We start from the raw sequence: 18,089 nt of genomic DNA on the forward strand, positions 1-18,089 counted from the left end.
CATGGCCTTAAAACGAATTTTTCTTTTCGGGTGCGTGGCGGCTCATGCTAACATAAACAAATAAGAGTGATAATGATAATAACTATCATTTAATTTCATGTAAGGTTATTTGTCGGGCGGAAATATGTCGGCTTCGCGTTTATCAGCACGCACGCTTGTTCTGCTGATGCTGTTTTTTTTGCTTATATTGATGGCTACTTTCAGTTTGTTATCAGGCGCAAAATCGCTGCCGGTCAATGTCGTCCTGGAGGCTCTCGCCGGTCAGTGTCAAAGCGCGGATTGCACTATCGTGCTGGATGCGCGTCTACCAAGAACGCTGGCGGGTATTCTGGCTGGCGGCGCGCTGGGCCTCGCCGGGGCGCTGATGCAAACCCTCACCAGAAACCCTCTCGCCGATCCGGGCCTGCTTGGCGTTAATGCCGGCGCCAGCTTTGCTATTGTTGTTGGCGCGGCGGTTTGGGGGCTGACCTCCCCTTCTGCTCTTCTCGGGCTGGCGTTTTTCGGCGCGCTCGCGGCGGCGCTGGTGGTGGCTTTTACCGGCAGCCAGGGCGGCGGGCAGCTTAGTCCGGTCCGTCTGACGCTGGCAGGCGTTGCGTTGGCCGCGGTGCTGGAAGGCCTCAGCAGCGGTATCGCGCTGCTTAATCCCGTGGTGTATGACCAGCTCCGCTTCTGGCAGGCCGGTTCGCTTGATATCCGCACCCTTTCTTCTCTGAAGATCATTTTTCTGCCGGTGCTGCTGGGCGGCGCGATTGCGCTGTTGCTCAGCCGCTCGCTTAACAGCCTGAGCATGGGCAACGACACCGCTACGGCGCTGGGCAGCAAGGTTGCGCGTACGCAGCTATTCGGTTTAGTCGCCATCACGTTGCTGTGTGGGAGCGCTACGGCAGCAGTCGGCCCCATTGCGTTTATCGGTCTGATGATGCCGCACCTGGCGCGCTGGCTGGTGGGTGCCGATCATCGCTGGTCGCTTCCCGTCACCCTGTTAGCCACGCCATCGCTTCTGCTGCTCGCCGATATTATTGGCCGCATACTGGTGCCTGGCGAACTGCGCGTTTCGGTTGTCAGCGCGTTTATCGGCGCGCCGATGCTTATCTATCTTGTACGTCGCAGGCGTAAAGGGGCCGGAGTATGAATCGTCTCTCTCCTCGTCTGATTACGATGTGTCTGCTGCTGATGTTGCTCAGCGTAGCGCTTGGCGTCTGGAGCCTGGGCAGCGGCGTGCTCCCCCTTTCTGCAAGCCAGGTTGTTGAAGCGTTGTTCGGCTACGCACCGCGTAATATTTCGCTTGTCGTCGTCGAATGGCGCCTGCCGCGTGTCTTAATGGCTCTTTTAATCGGCGCGGCGCTGGGCGTGAGCGGCGCAATATTTCAGTCGCTGATGCGCAACCCCCTCGGCAGTCCGGACGTGATGGGCTTTAACACCGGCGCCTGGAGCGGCGTGCTTATCGCCATGGTGCTGTTTGGCCAGCAGCAGACAGCCATTGCCGCAGCGGCGATGGCGGGCGGAGTCTTCACCTCTCTGGTGGTGTGGCTGCTCGCCTGGCGCAACGGCATCGAAACTTTCCGCCTGATTATTATCGGTATCGGCGTGCGCGCCATGCTGGTGGCGTTTAATACCTGGCTTTTGCTGCATGCGTCGCTGGAAACCGCGCTCTCTGCGGGATTATGGAACGCAGGTTCCCTGAACGGCCTGACCTGGGCGAAAACGCTTCCCGCCGCGCCATTGATGCTGCTGGCGCTGGTCGCCGGCGCACTGCTGGCGCGCCGAATGCGTCTGCTGGAAATGGGCGATGACAGCGCCTGCGCGCTGGGCGTTTGTGTAGAACGTTCACGCCTGTTGCTGATGCTGACCGGCGTGATCCTCACGGCTGCCGCCACCGCGCTTGCCGGGCCGATTTCGTTTATCGCGCTTGTCGCCCCGCATATTGCTCGTCGTCTGAGCGGCACTTCCCGCTGGGGCTTATTGCAGTCCGCCTTGTGCGGCGCGGCTTTATTACTCGGCGCGGACCTCTGCGCTCAGCATTTGTTTATGCCGTACCAGTTGCCGGTGGGCGTGGTGACCGTAAGCATCGGCGGCATCTACCTTATTGCGTTGTTGATTCAGGAGTCACGGAAGAAATGAGCCAGATGTCCACCCCGCCGCGTTTACATGGCGAACAGCTTACGCTCGGATACGGCAATCACGTGGTAGCCGATGGTCTGAGCGTCGCTATTCCTGACGGGAAGTTCACCGCGATTATCGGCCCGAACGGCTGCGGCAAATCGACCCTGCTGCGCACCCTGAGCCGCCTGATGAAACCTATGGCTGGACACGTGTGGCTTGACGGGAATGAAATTCATCGTTTTGCCACCAAAGAAGTGGCGCGCCGCGTCGGTCTGCTGGCCCAGAACGCCAGCGCACCGGGCGATATCAGCGTGGCAGAACTGGTGTCGCGCGGGCGCTATCCTCATCAGCCGATGTTTACCCGCTGGCGTGAAGAAGACAGCCTCGCAGTCACCCGCGCTATGCAGGCGACGCATATTGAAGACCTGGCCGATCAGCCGGTGGACACGTTATCCGGCGGGCAAAGGCAGCGCGCGTGGATTGCGATGGTGCTGGCGCAGGAAACCTCCATTATGCTGCTGGATGAGCCGACCACCTGGCTGGACATCAGCCATCAGATTGATCTGCTGGAGCTGCTGCGCGAACTGAACCGTGAGAAAGGCTATACGCTGGCGGCGGTGCTGCATGATTTGAACCAGGCCTGTCGCTACGCCACGCACCTTATTGCGCTGCGCGACGGAAAGGTTGTCGCTGAAGGCGACCCGAACGAAATCGTCACGCCGGAGCTTATCGAGGCGATTTACGGCCTGCGCTGCATGATTATTGAAGATCCTGTGGCCCATACGCCGCTGGTGGTGCCGTTGGGTCGCGGTTAAAAATACAGGCAATCCTTTCTGAAGGATTGCCTGCGTGACTATACGGCCAGCACCTGCTGCAATACCGGTCCTATCTCGGTGAACGCATCCGGGGAAATAATATCCACGTGCGCGCAGTCCAGACGATGAACGTCCAGTTCGCCAATCCACGGCGCCCAGGTTTTTTGCGGGCTCATCCCTTCCGGCAGGGTACGTTCTGCGACAAACAGCGTCGCTTTTCCGGCAAATGGCACGCTATGCGCGGTTGTCAGCAGGCGAACGGCGTCGCCGTAGTTGCCTTCAATGGCCTGGAACAGCTTGTCTGATGCCTGCCCCTGCTGCGCCGCAACGAAGGCTTCGCGTTCGCGGTTAATCTCTTCCAGCACTGCCGGATCGAGTTCGTTCGCGCCTTTCTCAGCCCAGTTCTGCGTTTCCGGCGGCCAGGTGTCGAGCAGGCCGAGGAACGCAACTTCTTCTCCTGCGGCTTCGAGCCTTGCAGCGATTCCCTGCGCAAGCGTACCGCCGAGGGAATAGCCCATCAGATAATACGGCCCGTGCGGTTGCAGGTTACGCAACGTTTCCAGATGCGCCTCGCAAACCTGCGCCAGATTTTCTGCCTGTTGCATCGGCCCCGTTGGACGCGGCGACTGAATGCCGGTTATCGACCAGCGCGGATCGAGATAGCGCTGCAACACGCTAAACTGCCAGGCAAAACCGGAGGCTGGATGGAAGCAATACAGCGTTGGCCCGCTGCTTTTACGCAGCGGCAACACGGCCTCAAAGCCTGCGCGATTGGCCTCTTCTTCGCTGCGCTCTTCCGCCAGCATTTCCGCGAGCTGACCAACGGTCGACGCCACCATTATCTGCCCAACCGTTACCGGCCTTTCCAGGCTGCGTCTGAGCTCTGCGGCGAGGCGCATCGCCAACAGCGAGTGCCCGCCAAGGGCGAAGAAATCGTCATTTATGGACTGGATATCGCAGCCAAGCAGCCCAGCAAAGGCTGCGGCAATTGTCTTCTCCAGTTCGCTTTCCGGCACCCGACCAGAACCACGCTGGGCCATTTCCGGCAGCGGCAGTGCCTTGCGGTCCAGCTTGCCGTTGGCGCTTAGCGGGAAATCTTCCAGTTGCACCAAAGCCACCGGCACCATATGCGCAGGCAGCACCTCAGCGAGCTGTTCACGCAGGGAATCGACAGGCAATGGCTCACCCGAGGCGGACACCAGATAGCCCACAAGTTGACGGGCATCGCCTCCGCTGACCGCCGCCCCCTGGTTAAGCACGCAGGCATGAGTCACAGCCTGAGCAACGCCGTCCAGCGCCTGCATCGCCCGGTCGATATCGCCGAGTTCAATGCGCTGGCCGCGGATTTTAAGCTGATCGTCGCTGCGCCCCAGGTACTCCACCGCACCGTTTTCCAGCCAGCGTGCTACGTCGCCGGTGCGGTACATGCGTTCACCGGCAGCAAAAGGATCGGCAATAAAACGGCTTGCCGTCAGATCCGGACGCGCGAGATAGCCCTGCGCCAGTTGGATGCCGGTGAGATAAAGATCGCCCGCGATCCCTACCGGCACCGGGCGCATCGCGGCATCCAGAATGCGCAGCCCGGTGTTCCAGACCGGCCAGCCGATGGGGACGCTGCTGCCCGTTACACGGGCGAGATCCTCGCCGAACGCCGGATACCAGCTTACATCTACGGCAGCCTCGGTCGGGCCATAAAGATTGTGCAAAGGCGCATGGGTAAGCTGTTCCCACTGGCGGCAAAGTTCCGCAGGCAGCGCTTCGCCGCTACAGAACACGCGTCGCAACGTAACGCAACTGGCAATCGCTTCCTCACCGGTAAGCGCGGTGACGAACGCCGCCAGCATTGACGGCACAAAGTGCGTGGTCGTTACGCGATAGCGGGAGAAAAGCTGTTGCAGCGCTTCAGGATCGCGATGGGCTTCAGGCGGAGCCATCACCAACCGCGCGCCCACAATATAGGGCCAGAAAAATTCCCAGACCGACACGTCGAAACTGCACGGCGTTTTCTGCAACACGACATCTTCGCCGCTCATCGGGTAATGGTTTTGCATCCACAGCAGGCGGTTAACAATGGCCTGCTGTCCTACCATCACGCCTTTCGGCCGCCCGGTTGAACCCGAGGTAAAGATCACGTAAGCGGTATGATGCGGCTGGGAAAGATTCAGGCGATCCGGCAGCGCTTGCGCCACAAGCACATGCTTATAGCAGAAGGTTTTCAGGCCTTCGATAGCGCTAAAGCGAGGCAACTGTTGTGCTGAGGTAATCAGCAGGCGCGGCGCGGCATCTTCCAGCATCATTTGCAGGCGGTCGTCCGGATAGCCGGTATCCAGCGGTAGCCATGCGGCACCTGCTTCCACAATCGCCTGCAGCGCGAGCGACAGAAAAACCGAACGCGGAAGCGCCACGGCAACCACATCGCCAGGTTTAACGCCCTGAGCGATTAATTCCCCTGCCAGCGCCAGCACCTGTTCGCGCATTTCGCGGTAGCTGAACTGATAGTTTTCATCCGCCAGCGCCGGAGCGTCCGGCGTGCGCTGAGCCTGTTCCGCTATCAGGGCGCTCAAGGTGGTAGCAGGCACCGGAACTTGTGTGTTATTGACGCTCTGCAGCAAGGCGGTTTCGGCGTCATGCAGCAGTTCGGCATCCACACAGCGTAATGCGGGATTGGCCGCAAACTGGCGTAAAAGCAGCGGCAGACGAGCCATATGCTGCTGCAATGTTTGCGCCTCATAGCGCTCTTCATTCGCCAGCAGTTCGAGTGAAAAGTCGCCCTGTTCGCTGATGTACAAAGCAATTTCCAGATCGCGTACCGGGCCGGAAGCCAGTTGATGCGTAATGCCTTCCATACCGGCAAAATCGAGGCGGTAATCGAACATTTTCAGATTCAGCACCGGGCCGAACAGCGGTTCACCGCTTGAGACCAGCCCCAGATCGCGCTGGATTTGCTCTGCATCGTAACGCTGATAGCGGCGCATTCCTTTCAGCTCTTTGGCGAGATCCTGCGCCAGTTCCGGTAACGTGGCATTCGGCTGGATTCGCACACCAAACGGCAGCACGTTCAGCACCGGGCCGGTCGCGCACAAGGCGCTTGAGCCAATGCGACGCATGAAAATAAAACCTGCGGAATAGTCGGCGCGTCCGCTTAAACGCCCCAACCAGAGCGCGACCAGGCCGAGCGCCATATCAGCGGCGGTCAAACCGCTATTGCTTACCAGCTTGCGAAAATCATCGCTGTCGAAACTCAGCCCCTGGCGAATAAGCTTCGTAGTGGAACCTTGTCCGGTGAGAGGCTGCGTGGAAAGCGTGGCCGGCACCGGCAGTTGGCGAGCTTTATCTGCCCAGAAAGCCGCATCGCGTTTCCATGCATCGCTTTCACGGTAGCGTTCGTATTCCGCCGCCACTTCGCTAAACGGCGTGAAGGCTGACGGCCCGGGAAGTTCACCGCGGCAGTAAGCGCTGTAAATATTCGCGATCCTGCGGGTAATGGCGGTGAAACTGAAGCCATCCACGACCAGATGATGAAAACGCTGATACCAGAACCAGCGCGTATCGCTCAGACGCAACAGTTCATGATGATAAAGCGGCTTCTGGCTTGCGAGGCGTAAATCCTGGTCGAGATCGTCACGCATAATCGCAAGCGCTGCGGCCTGCGGGTCAGCCTCATTGCGCAGATCGCGGCATGTCGGCTGCGCGAAAGCGGCATCGGGGTCAATCCACTGACGGGCAATGCCATCCACTTCGCCAAAGCGCATGCGCAGCGTATCGGCTTCCATCATCCCGGCAATAATCGCCTTGCACAGCAGCGTTTCGTCGACGCTGCCGTTTAATTCAACATAGTGAGCCACGCTCCATGCATTGGGCTGGGGAGAAAGCTGATCCGCCATCCAGATGCCGGGTTGCGCAGCCACCAGCGGCAGCATGTCAGTTTGTTGTTCTACAGGGTTTGCCATTAACACTTCACTCACTTCGAACCCCCTTGCTGAGCAAAAGAGGTCGGTTGCAGATTCGTCCAGTTATCTTTAAGCCAGCTATTGCACGCTTCCGGCAAAGCAGGCTCGCAGACCACCTGCCAGCCTGCGGGCAGCACACAGTTTTCTGGCCACAAGCTGAACTGCCTGGCGGCATTTTCGAGGATGAAAAAACGACCCTGCGGGGCGTCAAAAGGATTACTGTATTCCATACCTTACTCCTGTCTAATCGGGGCTTTCCACAGCCAGGCGAGCCCGTCAAGCAGGCCGCCCCGCCAGCAAAGCGCATCGTGTCCACCGTCAACCTGGCGGTAGAAAACAGCTCGCTGTGTTTGTTGTAGTAAGGGGTACAGGCGAAGATTAACCTGATGAATAAGCGGTTCACGCATGCCCGCTTCAAGATAAATGCGCAGCGGTTTGGGCTTGATTTGCCCATCTTGTAGCTGCCTGATGAGCAGCCCATCCTGCTCCTGCGGATCGCGCTTCGGCCACCAGTAAGAACCGGACTGGCTAAGCACGCAGCCGAAAGTTTCCGGCCAGTTCAACCCCGCATATAGAGATGACAATCCCCCAAAGCTTTGCCCCGCCACCACCGTGGTCTGTGGATTATTATTCCAGAGGGTCTCTTCGCGCAGCCGGGGAAGAAGCTCGTCTTGTACCGCCAGCCAGAAGTCTGGGTTACAGGGAAGCTCCTGGCTGCGGTGAACGTTATCAATCACGTCAATCAGCACATAGACGGCTTCCGGCAGTACGCCAGCGTTGGTTTGCGCCTGCAGGGCGGCCCATGCGGGCATTCCTTGCGCCCAGAATTGCCCGTCGAGCAAAATCGCCAGCGGACGCTGCTCCGGCGCGCTATTGCCGGTGGTGAAAACCCATACGCGCCGCTGATTTTTAAGCCGTTGACTGCGCCAGGTTATGCATTGAGCAGGCTCCCAGGACGCTGCCGGGTTATCCCACCCGGGCTGAGCCGGCGCATCGGGCAGATGAAGGGCTGAGACAGGATGCCCGCGTCCTCCCTTCCAGCTATCTGGATTGAACGGGTCGGCAATCGCGCGCGGCAGCAGCTTGCGCCAGCCTTCGCGCAGGGCGATGCGGTCCGGCACTTCTGCGGCAAAAGCCGCAGCGGGAAAATCCTCTTCATTCGCTGAAGGAATCAGGCAGTAATTGCCACGCCATGTCGAGGTGAGCTGTGTTTGCCATTGCCAGACATCGGTGCCCGCCACGCGAGCAAGCGTCTGTGGACGGGAGCGCTGATGATGATCGGTGACGCCGGTAATATAAATCCACACGCGTTTAATGTCTGACGCGCGCTCGTCTCCTGCCGGATCGCGCCACCAGAACGTGACTGTGCAATTGCCATCCTTTTCGCAAACGACAGAGGGCCCGCGCTGCGCCGCTATATCTTGCCACCAGCTTTCACTTCCCGTTTGCACCTGAGCCACCAAAACTTAACCCCATGTTATTAATGGAATAATTATCAATTAATAGAAATATATTGATAATACTATTGATAATTATTTTCATTTGCAATAGCGTATTTGCGCGCTTTAGGCTACGGGCTGTTGAGCGAAAACAATAAGTTGCCGATTTGCAGGGGAAATGTTGCTACTTTGGTCAATATTAACGCGCGGTATCGGTATCACTCACTGACATCCATGCTGCACTCTGGCCCGCTGGGCAAGGAAGAGACAGAGAACAGCGGTAAAGCAGGCCACCATAATGAATAAGAAGATCCAGTATTCCCTATTGATGCTCATCAATATGGGAATTTACAGCGCTGCGCTTCCGGCATTTGCGGAAGAGAGCGCTGCTGATAGCAAAGAAACCACACAGAATCCCACTCATGAAGACACCATCGTAGTCACGGCCGCCGAGCAGAATCTGCAGGCGCCGGGTGTTTCCACTATCACCGCTGATGAACTCAAAAAGCGTCCTCCCGCGCGTGATATCTCTGAAATCGTTCGTACCATGCCCGGCGTTAACCTGACCGGTAACTCCACCAGCGGCCAGCGCGGCAACGGTCGTCAGATCGATATTCGCGGCATGGGCCCGGAAAATACGCTCATTTTAATCGACGGCAAACCGGTGACCAGCCGTAACTCCGTGCGTCTTGGCTGGCGCGGCGAGCGCGATACGCGCGGCGACGCAAGCTGGGTTCCGCCAGAGATGGTCGAGCGTATCGAAGTTATCCGTGGCCCGGCAGCGGCTCGTTACGGCAATGGCGCGGCAGGCGGCGTGGTGAACATCATCACCAAAAAAGGGAGCGGCGAATGGCACGGTTCCTGGAACACCTATCTGAACGCCCCTGAACACAAAGATGAAGGCTCAACCAAGCGTACCAACTTCAGTCTGAACGGCCCGCTGGGCGGGGATTTCAGCTTCCGCCTGTACGGCAATCTGGATAAAACCCAGGCCGATGCGTGGGATATCAACCAGGGCCATCAGTCTGAGCGTACCGGCATCTATTCGGATACGCTGCCGGCAGGCCGTGAAGGCGTAATTAACAAAGATGTTAATGGCGTGGTGCGCTGGGACTTTGCGCCAATGCAGTCTCTGGAGCTCGAAGCTGGCTACAGCCGCCAGGGCAACCTTTATTCAGGCGATACCCAGAACACCAACTCCAACGATATCGTGAAGGAAAACTACGGCAAAGAGACCAACCGTCTCTATCGCCAGACCTACTCTTTGACCTGGAACGGCGGCTGGGACAACGGCCTCACCACCAGCAACTGGGTGCAGTACGAGCACACCCGCAACTCGCGTAAACAGGAAGGTCTGGCCGGGGGTACCGAAGGTATCTTCGCCAGCAACAAATTTAAGGATATCGACTTAAGCGACGTGCTGCTGCACAGCGAAGTGAATATCCCGATTGATTTTGTTGTGAACCAGAACCTGACGCTGGGTACCGAATGGAACCAGCAGCGCATGAAGGACCAGACCTCCAACGGCCAGACCTTTATGGGCGGCGCCATTCCGGGCTACGACAGCACCGGCCGCAGCCCTTATTCCAAAGCAGAGATTTTCTCTCTGTTTGCGGAAGACAATATGGAGCTGACCGACAGCACCATGCTGACGCCTGGCCTGCGTTTCGATCATCACAGCATTGTGGGCAACAACTGGAGCCCGTCGCTGAACCTGTCTCAGGGCCTGGGCGACGACTTTACCCTTAAAATGGGTATCGCCCGTGCGTATAAAGCGCCGAGCCTGTACCAGACCAACCCGAACTACATTCTCTACAGTAGAGGCCAGGGCTGCTACGCCAGCGGCACCGGCGTGGGCTGTTACATGATGGGTAACGATGACCTTAAAGCCGAAACCAGCATCAACAAAGAGATTGGCCTTGAGTTCAAACGCGACGGCTGGCTGGCAGGCGTAACCTGGTTCCGTAACGACTACCGCGACAAAATTGAAGCGGGCTATGCGCCAGTTGGTCAGACTTCCCTGGGCAGCACCAGAACCGATATCTATCAGTGGGAAAACATTCCTAAAGCGGTGGTTGAAGGTCTGGAAGGCACCCTGAACGTGCCGGTTAGCGATACCGTCAACTGGACGAACAACCTGACTTACATGCTGCAAAGTAAGAACAAGGAAACCGGTGAACGTCTGTCCGTTATTCCGGAATACACCCTGAACTCCACGCTGAGCTGGCAGGTTGTGCAGGATATTTCCGTGCAGTCGACCTTCACCTGGTACGGCAAGCAGCAGCCGAAAAAGTACAACTACAAAGGCCAACCGGCAACCGGGCCTGAAACCAACGAAGTCAGTCCTTACAGCATTGTTGGCTTAAGCGGCACGTGGGATGCAACCAAAAACGTCAGCCTGACTGCGGGCATCGACAACCTGTTCGATAAACGCCACTGGCGTGCAGGCAACGCCCAGACCACGGGCGGCACAACTGGTTATATGTACGGCGCAGGCGCTGAAACATATAACGAGTCCGGTCGTACTTACTATATGAGCGTCAATACGCACTTCTAAGCGTAAAGGTAGCGGTGGATGGCGCTTTGCTAATCCACCCTACAACGCCTCACCTTTCCGTAGGGCGGGTAAGCGTATGCGCCACCCGCCGTTTTCTTTCTGACCGCGGCCGCATCCATGCAAGCTCATCTCACGCACTTCATCTTCCCCGGCACCGCGCAGCGTATTGTGCGCGTGGATTTTGCTGCCAGCACTTATCAGCCGAGCGATCTGCTGTGGTTGCCCCACGCCTCACGGTTTGCTAACGCGGTAAATAAACGTTGTGCGGAACACCTTGCAGGCCGTATCGCCGCAAGTGAAGCGCTGCGTTCTCACGGCATGAACGATTATATTCCCGGCATTGGGTTGCACCGCGCGCCCTGCTGGCCGCCGGGATTTACCGGCAGCATTTCCCATACCGACAAGATTGCGCTGGCGACAGTGATTCCCGATAGCCCAGGCGAGCACTGCGGAATTGGCGTTGATATTGCCATCATAATAAACGCTTATGATGCGCAGAATATTGCCGATGGCATCGTCAATGCAGCCGAGCGCGAACTGCTGGATATTTGCGGCTTGCCTTTCGCCTTTGCATTAACGTTAGCTTTCTCCGCTAAAGAGAGTTTATTCAAAGCGCTGTATCGGCACGTGGGATATTACTTCGATTTTTCCGCAGCAGAAATCACCGCTATTAACGCCCAAACTCTCGAATTAAAACTCACCTCCCGCCTCGGCCCCTTTGAGAAAGAACAATGTTTTATCGCCCGCTGGAATAGTGACGGCGAGCAATTAACAACGCTAATACAGCGCTGAAAATAATAAAAAGAAAACGCTTGCGGCGGCGTCATAAGAGAATGTTATAGTCAAAAAATAACCACTACAGACAACACAACAACTTTGACGACAAGGAGTTATTCTCGATGGAGAGTACAGTTTCCCTGGAACAGTTTCTGACCTCTGTACAACAGCGTGATCCGCACCAAACCGAATTTTCCCAGGCCGTGCGCGAAGTTATGTCCACCCTGTGGCCTTTCCTCGAACAGAACCCGCAGTATCGTCGCGCCGGATTGCTGGAACGTCTGGTCGAGCCTGAGCGCGTGATTCAGTTTCGCGTAGCCTGGGTGGATGACCGCAATCAGGTTCAGGTTAACCGCGCCTGGCGCGTACAGTTCAATTCCGCCATCGGGCCTTTTAAAGGTGGGATGCGCTTCCATCCTTCCGTGAACCTTTCCATCCTGAAATTCCTTGGCTTTGAACAGACGTTCAAAAATGCGCTTACCACGCTGCCCATGGGCGGCGGCAAAGGCGGCAGCGACTTTAATCCGAAGGGCAAAAGCGAAGGCGAAATCATGCGCTTCTGTCAGGCGCTGATGATCGAACTGTACCGTCATCTGGGGCCGGATACCGATGTGCCTGCGGGCGATATCGGCGTGGGCGGCCGCGAAGTCGGCTTTATGGCGGGGATGATGAAAAAACTCTCCAACAACACCGCCTGCGTATTTACCGGCAAAGGGCTGTCGTTCGGCGGTAGTCTGATCCGTCCGGAAGCCACCGGTTATGGTTTGATTTACTTCACCGACGCCATGCTGCAACGTCACGGGCTGGGCTTTGAAGGCATGCGCGTGGCGGTTTCCGGTTCCGGCAACGTCGCGCAGTATGCAATCGAAAAAGCGATGTCGCTCGGCGCGCGCGTTATCACCGCGTCTGATTCAAACGGCACCGTGGTTGATGAAGAAGGTTTCACCGCTGAAAAACTGGCGCGCCTGTGCGAAATCAAAGCCAGCCGCGATGGCCGCGTAGCCGATTACGCGAAGGAATTTGGTCTGAATTATCTTGAAGGCCAGCAGCCGTGGAGCGTACCGGTTGATATCGCCCTGCCGTGCGCCACCCAGAACGAACTGGATGAGCAGGCGGCCCGCACGCTTATCGCCAACGGCGTGAAAGCCGTAGCGGAAGGCGCGAATATGCCAACCACAATCGAAGCCACCGATCTGTTCCTGGAAGCTGGCGTGCTGTTTGCGCCGGGCAAAGCGGCCAACGCGGGCGGCGTGGCAACTTCCGGTCTGGAAATGGCGCAGAACGCCGCGCGTCTGAGCTGGAAAGCCGAGAAAGTCGATATTCGTCTGCACCACATCATGCTGGATATCCACGAAGCCTGTGTGAACTACGGCGGCGAGGGCAAACAAACCCACTACGTGCGCGGCGCAAACATCGCAGGCTTTGTAAAAGTTGCCGATGCGATGCTGGGGCAAGGCGTGCTGTAAGAGCGAAAAAATATGCGGCGGCGGGTGGCGTTTGCGCTTACCTGCCCTGCGGTCTGCTTTAGCGAAACATAGGGTGGACAAAGGCCAGATCCACCAAATTGCTAAAGCCGTTCCACCCGCTCAAACGCTGCCAGCAACACTTCCGGACTTAACTTCACCGCCAGCGCATGAATTGACTCACCCGGCTCCAGCGTGCGGGTTATCACTTTCTCAAGCTGTTCACGGTTGCGAATATCCACATCCAACTGCGCCAGACTTGTGGGTAAATTAAAGCGCTTAAACGCCTGCGCCAGCTCCGTTAACACCTCGTCCTGCCCCAGCAACGCGCTTTGTACCAGAATGCCGTAAGCCACTTTAGTACCGTGCAGGAAACTCTCGGTTTGCGGCAGCGTGGTTAAGCCATTGTGCACCGCATGCGCTGCGGCAACGCGCGTGTAGCGCTCGCCAAGACCGCCAACCATGCCGCCGCCGGCAATAATTGCGTCCACCACGTCGAGAAATGCAAGCGTCAGCTCGCCGCGATTCTGGTCCGCCAGCGCCGTTTCGCTGCTTTCCAGCAGCACATCGCGGATGGCCAGAGCGGCATTAATACCAAGACGCACGGTAAGCGGCAGGGTTTTCGGCTGCGGACTTAGCACCACGGCCTCGTACCATTTCGCCAGCGTATCGCCGATGCCCGCCAGCAAATATTCCTGCGGCGCGCGCAGAATGATTTCCGGCTCGACCAGCACCAGATGGTTGGCGTCGTTAAAGATTTCAAAGCGTAACGCCTGCCCTGCGTCGTTATACCAGACGGAAAGCGGCGTCCAGGCGGCGCAGGTTGCGGCAATGGTTGGAATAGCCACAACCGGGACGTTTAAGCGGCGCGCCACTACTTTCACGGTATCCAGCAACGCACCGCCGCCGACGCCAATCACCACCTGGCTTTTATCCGCCTCGGCCACCAGCTTTCGCACTTCGCTTTCACTGCAATGGCCACCAAAAGAGATGTGTTTAGCGCCCGGAGCGTTAAAAGCTTCCGGAAGGAAAGGACGCGCCGCAGCGATTGCCCGTTCGCCATAAATCCACACCGCATTTCGCAACTGTTCGTCGGTATAAAATTCGTTAAGCCGCGCGAGCGCGCCCGGATGGGAATAATAGTTTGCCGGGCCGGTGACGACGCGGATTGCGGTAGTGGTCATGCTGTTGCTCCTTTTTGTTCTTCTCATTTATTGCACGCGAATGCCGTTAGTTCGATGATATGTCTGGACATCCGGACGGCTAATATCATTTTGCTTTATCTTATGCTTTTTGGTTAGTTGCCCGTAAGCCTCTGGCCCGTTAAAAAGTCGATAAATCAATCCATTATTCCCAGAGGCCGGGCTAAACAATGACGACACCTCACCGTCTTGAGATGCGGGACATTTCCATCTCCTTTGCTGGCTTCAACGCGCTTACCCGGGTGGATTTTTCTCTGGATGGCGGTTCTGTTCACGCGCTGACCGGCGCGAACGGCGCCGGAAAATCCACATTGATGGCCGTGCTTTCGGGCGCGCATGACCACTATCAAGGGCAAATCCTGATAAACGGCGAGCAGGTCGATATTCGCACCCCGCGGAGCGCCAAACAACTCGGTATTCACCTCGTGCAGCAGGAAGTGGACGTGGCGCTGATCCCAGGCCTCAGCGTGGCGGAAAACATCATGCTCGATAAGCTGGCGGAAGCAGGCCATTTTTACCACTGGCCGCAGATCCGCAAGCAGGCGCAGGAAGCGCTTGCGCAGTTAGAAGTGAAAATCGACGTGAGCAAACGCATTGAACAATGTTCGCTCGCAGAAAAACAGCAAATCCTGCTGGCCCGCGCCCTTTCGCATCATTGCCGCTTTTTGATTCTCGATGAGCCCACAGCCCCCCTCGACCAGCATGAAAGCGAGCATCTGTTCAACGTAGTGCGTCGTCTCCAGCGCAGCGGCATCGCCGTGGTGTTTATCTCCCATCGTATTCATGAGCTGAAAGCCATTTGTGACCGTATGACGGTGCTGCGCGACGGACGGCTTATCGAAAGCGCGCCCATGAACGAACTGAGCGGTGAAGCGATCGTCGAGAAGATGCTGGGCCACCAGCTTGACGATATCTATCCTCCAAAACGCCCCGCGATAGCCGACGAAACGCTGTTACAAATTGAAGGCCTGCATGACGATTTACTGCTGCGGGATATTTCGCTGCGGCTGCGCAAAGGCGAAATCCTCGGCATTGCCGGGCTTGCGGGCGCGGGCAAAACGGAGCTGTGCAAAGCGCTGTTTGGCGCAACGCGCAGCCGGGTGACGCGCGGTGAGCTGAAAGGCAAAGCGTGGAAACCAAAAGACCCGGCGGATTCCGTCACGCGCGGCCTGGCTTTAGTGCCGGAAGAGCGCCGCAAGGAAGGCATTTTCATCGACGAGCCGGTCAGCATGAACCTTTCCGTCAGCGCCGATAACAGCTTTTCGCGCTGGAGCCTGTTCGGGCACCGCAGGGCATGGCGCTGGGCAGAAGATATTATCGCCCGCCTCGGCATTCGCACCACCGGCCCGGCGCAAACATTGCGTCGCCTTTCCGGCGGCAATCAGCAAAAAGTGGCGATAGGCAAATGGCTGCGCGGCAACGCCGAAGTACTGATTTTCGACGAGCCGACCAAGGGCGTGGATATCAAAGCCAAAACCGATCTCTTTACTCTGATTGACGATCTTGCCCGTCAGGGCAAAGGCGTGATTTATGCCTCTGGCGAATTCGCCGAGCTGGTTGGCCTGTGCGACAGGATCTGCGTGCTGTGGGACGGCCGTATCGTCGCGGAACTGAACGGTCCGGACGCCTGCGAAGAAACCCTTTTACTCTACTCCACCGGAGGAACCCCTGCGTGAGCAAAGCACTTTCCCTTAAGGCGGCATCGGGTCGTCACCAACTGTTTGAGTTTCTCTATAAGTGGGGAATGCTGCTGACCGTCGTCGCGCTGGTTGCGCTGTTTGGTATCGCTTCGGACAACTTCCTCGACCCGAACAACATCATCAATATTCTGCGCTCTATCGCCATCGTGACGGTGATTGCCATTGGCGTGTCGATTTCGCTCACCGTAGGCGGCTTTGATTTATCCGTTGGTTCTACCGCATCGCTTGCCAACGCGCTGGTGATTTCGCTGTTTGTCTGGCACGACTTCGGCACCACCGAAGCGATTCTTATCACGCTGGCGCTTTGTACGCTGGTCGGTTTGTTTAACGCATTTTTAATCGTGGTGCTGAAAATTCCCGACATGCTCGCCACCCTCGCCAGCCTTTTTGTGATTCAGGGCGTGGCGATGACATACAGCTACGGCGGCTCGATCACTGAAAACATGGTGCTGCCGAGCGGCGACATGGCGGAAGGTGCGATTCCAGCGGCGTTCGGCCTGCTCGGCCAGGTGCCGACGATCGTCATCATTATGCTGGCGGTGACGATCGTAGCGCAGTTGGCGCTTTCGCTGACCAAGCACGGTCGCCGCATGTATGCCATCGGCGGCAACCCGGAAGCGGCGCGCCTTTCCGGTATTCGCACCACGCGTTACCGCGTAGCGGCTTACGTGCTGGCTTCGTTGCTCGCGGGCCTGGGCGGCATTCTGCTTGCTTCACGTATCGGTTCATCACAGGTCAACGCCGGAGGCGGCTATCTGATGGATGCCGTTGCGGCGGCGTGGATTGGCTTTTCACTGGCGGGATCGGGCAAACCAAATGCTCTGGGCACGCTGGTGGGCGCGGTCATTCTCGGCGTGCTGCAAAACGGCCTCGTGATGCTTTCCGTGCCTTACTACGCCATGGACATTATTAAAGGCCTGGTGCTGGCAGCAGCGCTTGCAATTACCTACATCCAAAAACGTTAATCACTTTCAGACAGGGAACACACAATGAAAAAAATAACGACTTCGCTACTGGCGCTAAGCCTGCTCGCCGCTCTGCCTGGTCACGCAGCCACGCCAGCCCCGGTTCCGGCGGCCATCGCCGGCCACGACGGCCCGGTTCGCATCGCGATTATCCGCAACCTCGGCTCCGACGATAACACCACGCAGTTTGTTGCCGGTGCCGTACAGGAAGGCAAAAAGCTCGGCTTTAAGGTCAGCACTTTCCTGAGCAACGGCGATGACGCGCGTTTTCAGGATTTTGTAAACCAGGCCATCAGCCAGAAATACGACGGGATTATTCTCTCCCAGGGCCGCGATCCTTACTCCACCGAGCTGGTGAAAAAAGCGGTGGATGCAGGAATTAAAGTCGCCGTATTCGATACGGCGGTAAACGGCGCCATTCCAGGCGTGACGGTTACCCAGCAGGACGACGCCTCGCTGACCAACCTCTCCTTTGGTCAGTTGGTAAAAGATTTCAACGGCAAAGCCAATATCATTAAGCTGTGGGTTGCAGGCTTCCCGCCGATGGAACGCCGCCAGGCGGCGTATCAGGAATTGCTGAAAGCCAATCCGGGTATTAAAGAGCTGGAATCTATCGGCGCGGTATCAAGCGATGTACAGGGCGATACGGCCAACAAAGTCGGCGCGGTGCTGGCGAAATACCCGAAAGGTAAAATCGACGCGATCTGGGGCACCTGGGACGCCTTCAGTCAGGGCGCTTATAAAGCGTTGCAGGAGAACGGACGCACCGAAATCAAACTCTACAGCATCGACGTATCCAACCAGGATTTACAGTTGATGCGTGAAGCCAACAGCCCGTGGAAAGTGAGCGTGGCGGTAGATCCGAAGCTGATTGGCGCAACCAACGTGCGTCTGATTGCTAACAAGATTGCCGGGGAGCAAACGCCTGCAACCTACGATTTTAAAGCCGCGGCTATTCCACAGGCGCTGCTGGCAAGCCAGCCGGGGTCGGTAAACGTGGCCGCGCTTGGCAAAATCATTCCAGGCTGGGGCCAGACGGAAGATTTTATCGCGCCGTGGTTTGCAACGCTTGAAGCAAAATACGCGAAAAAATAAAACGCAGATCGGATAAGGCGCAG

At 57.4% G+C, this 18,089-nt stretch carries 13 protein-coding genes; 9 read left to right on the forward strand and 4 right to left on the reverse strand.

Translation table 11 applies throughout. The annotated features are described in order from the left end of the window. Nucleotides 1-124: 124 nt before the first annotated feature. Genes fepD through fepC form a run of 3 tightly spaced genes read left to right on the forward strand, consistent with a single transcriptional unit; the run spans nt 125 to nt 2,918 of the window. Entirely contained in the window at nt 125-1,132 is a 1,008-nt protein-coding gene (fepD, locus tag MUA00_RS07395; RefSeq protein WP_271122458.1) for a Fe(3+)-siderophore ABC transporter permease, read from the forward strand. After that, nucleotides 1,129-2,121: an iron-enterobactin ABC transporter permease gene (fepG, locus tag MUA00_RS07400; protein WP_271122459.1), complete on the forward strand. Its 993-nt coding sequence runs from the start codon at nt 1,129-1,131 to the stop codon at nt 2,119-2,121. The genes fepD and fepG overlap by 4 nt, the downstream gene beginning before the upstream one ends. A 5-nt stretch (nt 2,122-2,126) precedes the next feature. After that, complete coding sequence (fepC, locus tag MUA00_RS07405) at nt 2,127-2,918, forward strand: iron-enterobactin ABC transporter ATP-binding protein (protein ID WP_271122614.1); 792 nt, start codon at nt 2,127-2,129, stop codon at nt 2,916-2,918. A gap of 38 nt (nt 2,919-2,956) precedes the next feature. Here fepC and MUA00_RS07410 read toward each other — a convergent pair whose 3' ends face one another. Genes MUA00_RS07410 through fes form a run of 3 tightly spaced genes read right to left on the reverse strand, consistent with a single transcriptional unit; the run spans nt 2,957 to nt 8,328 of the window. Continuing rightward, nucleotides 2,957-6,868, reverse strand: a complete 3,912-nt coding sequence (locus MUA00_RS07410) for an enterobactin synthase subunit F (RefSeq protein WP_408639692.1) — start codon at nt 6,866-6,868, stop codon at nt 2,957-2,959. An 11-nt stretch (nt 6,869-6,879) separates the two neighbouring features. Continuing rightward, a complete protein-coding gene (locus MUA00_RS07415) occupies nt 6,880-7,098 on the reverse strand; it encodes an MbtH family protein (RefSeq protein WP_271122460.1) in 219 nt (72 codons plus the stop codon). A 3-nt stretch (nt 7,099-7,101) separates the two neighbouring features. Further along, nucleotides 7,102-8,328 carry an enterochelin esterase gene (gene fes / locus MUA00_RS07420; RefSeq protein ID WP_271122461.1) on the reverse strand — a complete coding sequence of 409 codons (1,227 nt, stop codon included), beginning with the start codon at nt 8,326-8,328 and terminating at the stop codon, nt 7,102-7,104. 277 nt (nt 8,329-8,605) lie between these two features. Here fes and MUA00_RS07425 point away from each other — a divergent pair, with 277 nt between their 5' ends. The 3 genes from MUA00_RS07425 to gdhA all read left to right on the forward strand — a co-directional run bounded on the left by MUA00_RS07425 (nt 8,606) and on the right by gdhA (nt 13,107). After that, entirely contained in the window at nt 8,606-10,864 is a 2,259-nt protein-coding gene (locus MUA00_RS07425; protein WP_271122462.1) for a TonB-dependent siderophore receptor, read from the forward strand. Nucleotides 10,865-10,981: 117 nt separating this feature from the next. Then, nucleotides 10,982-11,656: an enterobactin synthase subunit EntD gene (entD, locus tag MUA00_RS07430; protein WP_271122463.1), complete on the forward strand. Its 675-nt coding sequence runs from the start codon at nt 10,982-10,984 to the stop codon at nt 11,654-11,656. A 107-nt stretch (nt 11,657-11,763) separates the two neighbouring features. Further along, nucleotides 11,764-13,107, forward strand: a complete 1,344-nt coding sequence (gdhA, locus tag MUA00_RS07435) for an NADP-specific glutamate dehydrogenase (protein ID WP_271122464.1) — start codon at nt 11,764-11,766, stop codon at nt 13,105-13,107. A 101-nt stretch (nt 13,108-13,208) separates the two neighbouring features. Here the strand turns inward: gdhA and MUA00_RS07440 are convergent, their stop codons facing one another. Continuing rightward, on the reverse strand, nt 13,209-14,288 hold the full coding sequence (locus MUA00_RS07440) for an oxidoreductase (protein WP_271122465.1): 1,080 nt from the start codon (nt 14,286-14,288) through the stop codon (nt 13,209-13,211). A gap of 188 nt (nt 14,289-14,476) precedes the next feature. Here MUA00_RS07440 and MUA00_RS07445 point away from each other — a divergent pair, with 188 nt between their 5' ends. The 3 genes from MUA00_RS07445 to MUA00_RS07455 are packed head-to-tail and all read left to right on the forward strand — an operon-like array spanning nt 14,477 to nt 18,066. After that, nucleotides 14,477-15,982 carry a sugar ABC transporter ATP-binding protein gene (locus tag MUA00_RS07445; RefSeq protein WP_271122466.1) on the forward strand — a complete coding sequence of 502 codons (1,506 nt, stop codon included), beginning with the start codon at nt 14,477-14,479 and terminating at the stop codon, nt 15,980-15,982. Beyond that, nucleotides 15,979-16,971 (forward strand): ABC transporter permease, encoded by a 993-nt coding sequence (locus tag MUA00_RS07450; protein WP_271122467.1) that lies wholly within the window; start codon nt 15,979-15,981, stop codon nt 16,969-16,971. Before MUA00_RS07445 ends, MUA00_RS07450 begins: the two co-directional genes overlap by 4 nt. A gap of 24 nt (nt 16,972-16,995) precedes the next feature. Further along, nucleotides 16,996-18,066 (forward strand): sugar ABC transporter substrate-binding protein, encoded by a 1,071-nt coding sequence (locus MUA00_RS07455; RefSeq protein ID WP_271122468.1) that lies wholly within the window; start codon nt 16,996-16,998, stop codon nt 18,064-18,066. Nucleotides 18,067-18,089: the final 23 nt, after the last annotated feature.

Source organism: Dryocola boscaweniae, assembly GCF_025215095.1.
Classification (GTDB): Bacteria; Pseudomonadota; Gammaproteobacteria; order Enterobacterales; family Enterobacteriaceae; genus Dryocola; species Dryocola boscaweniae.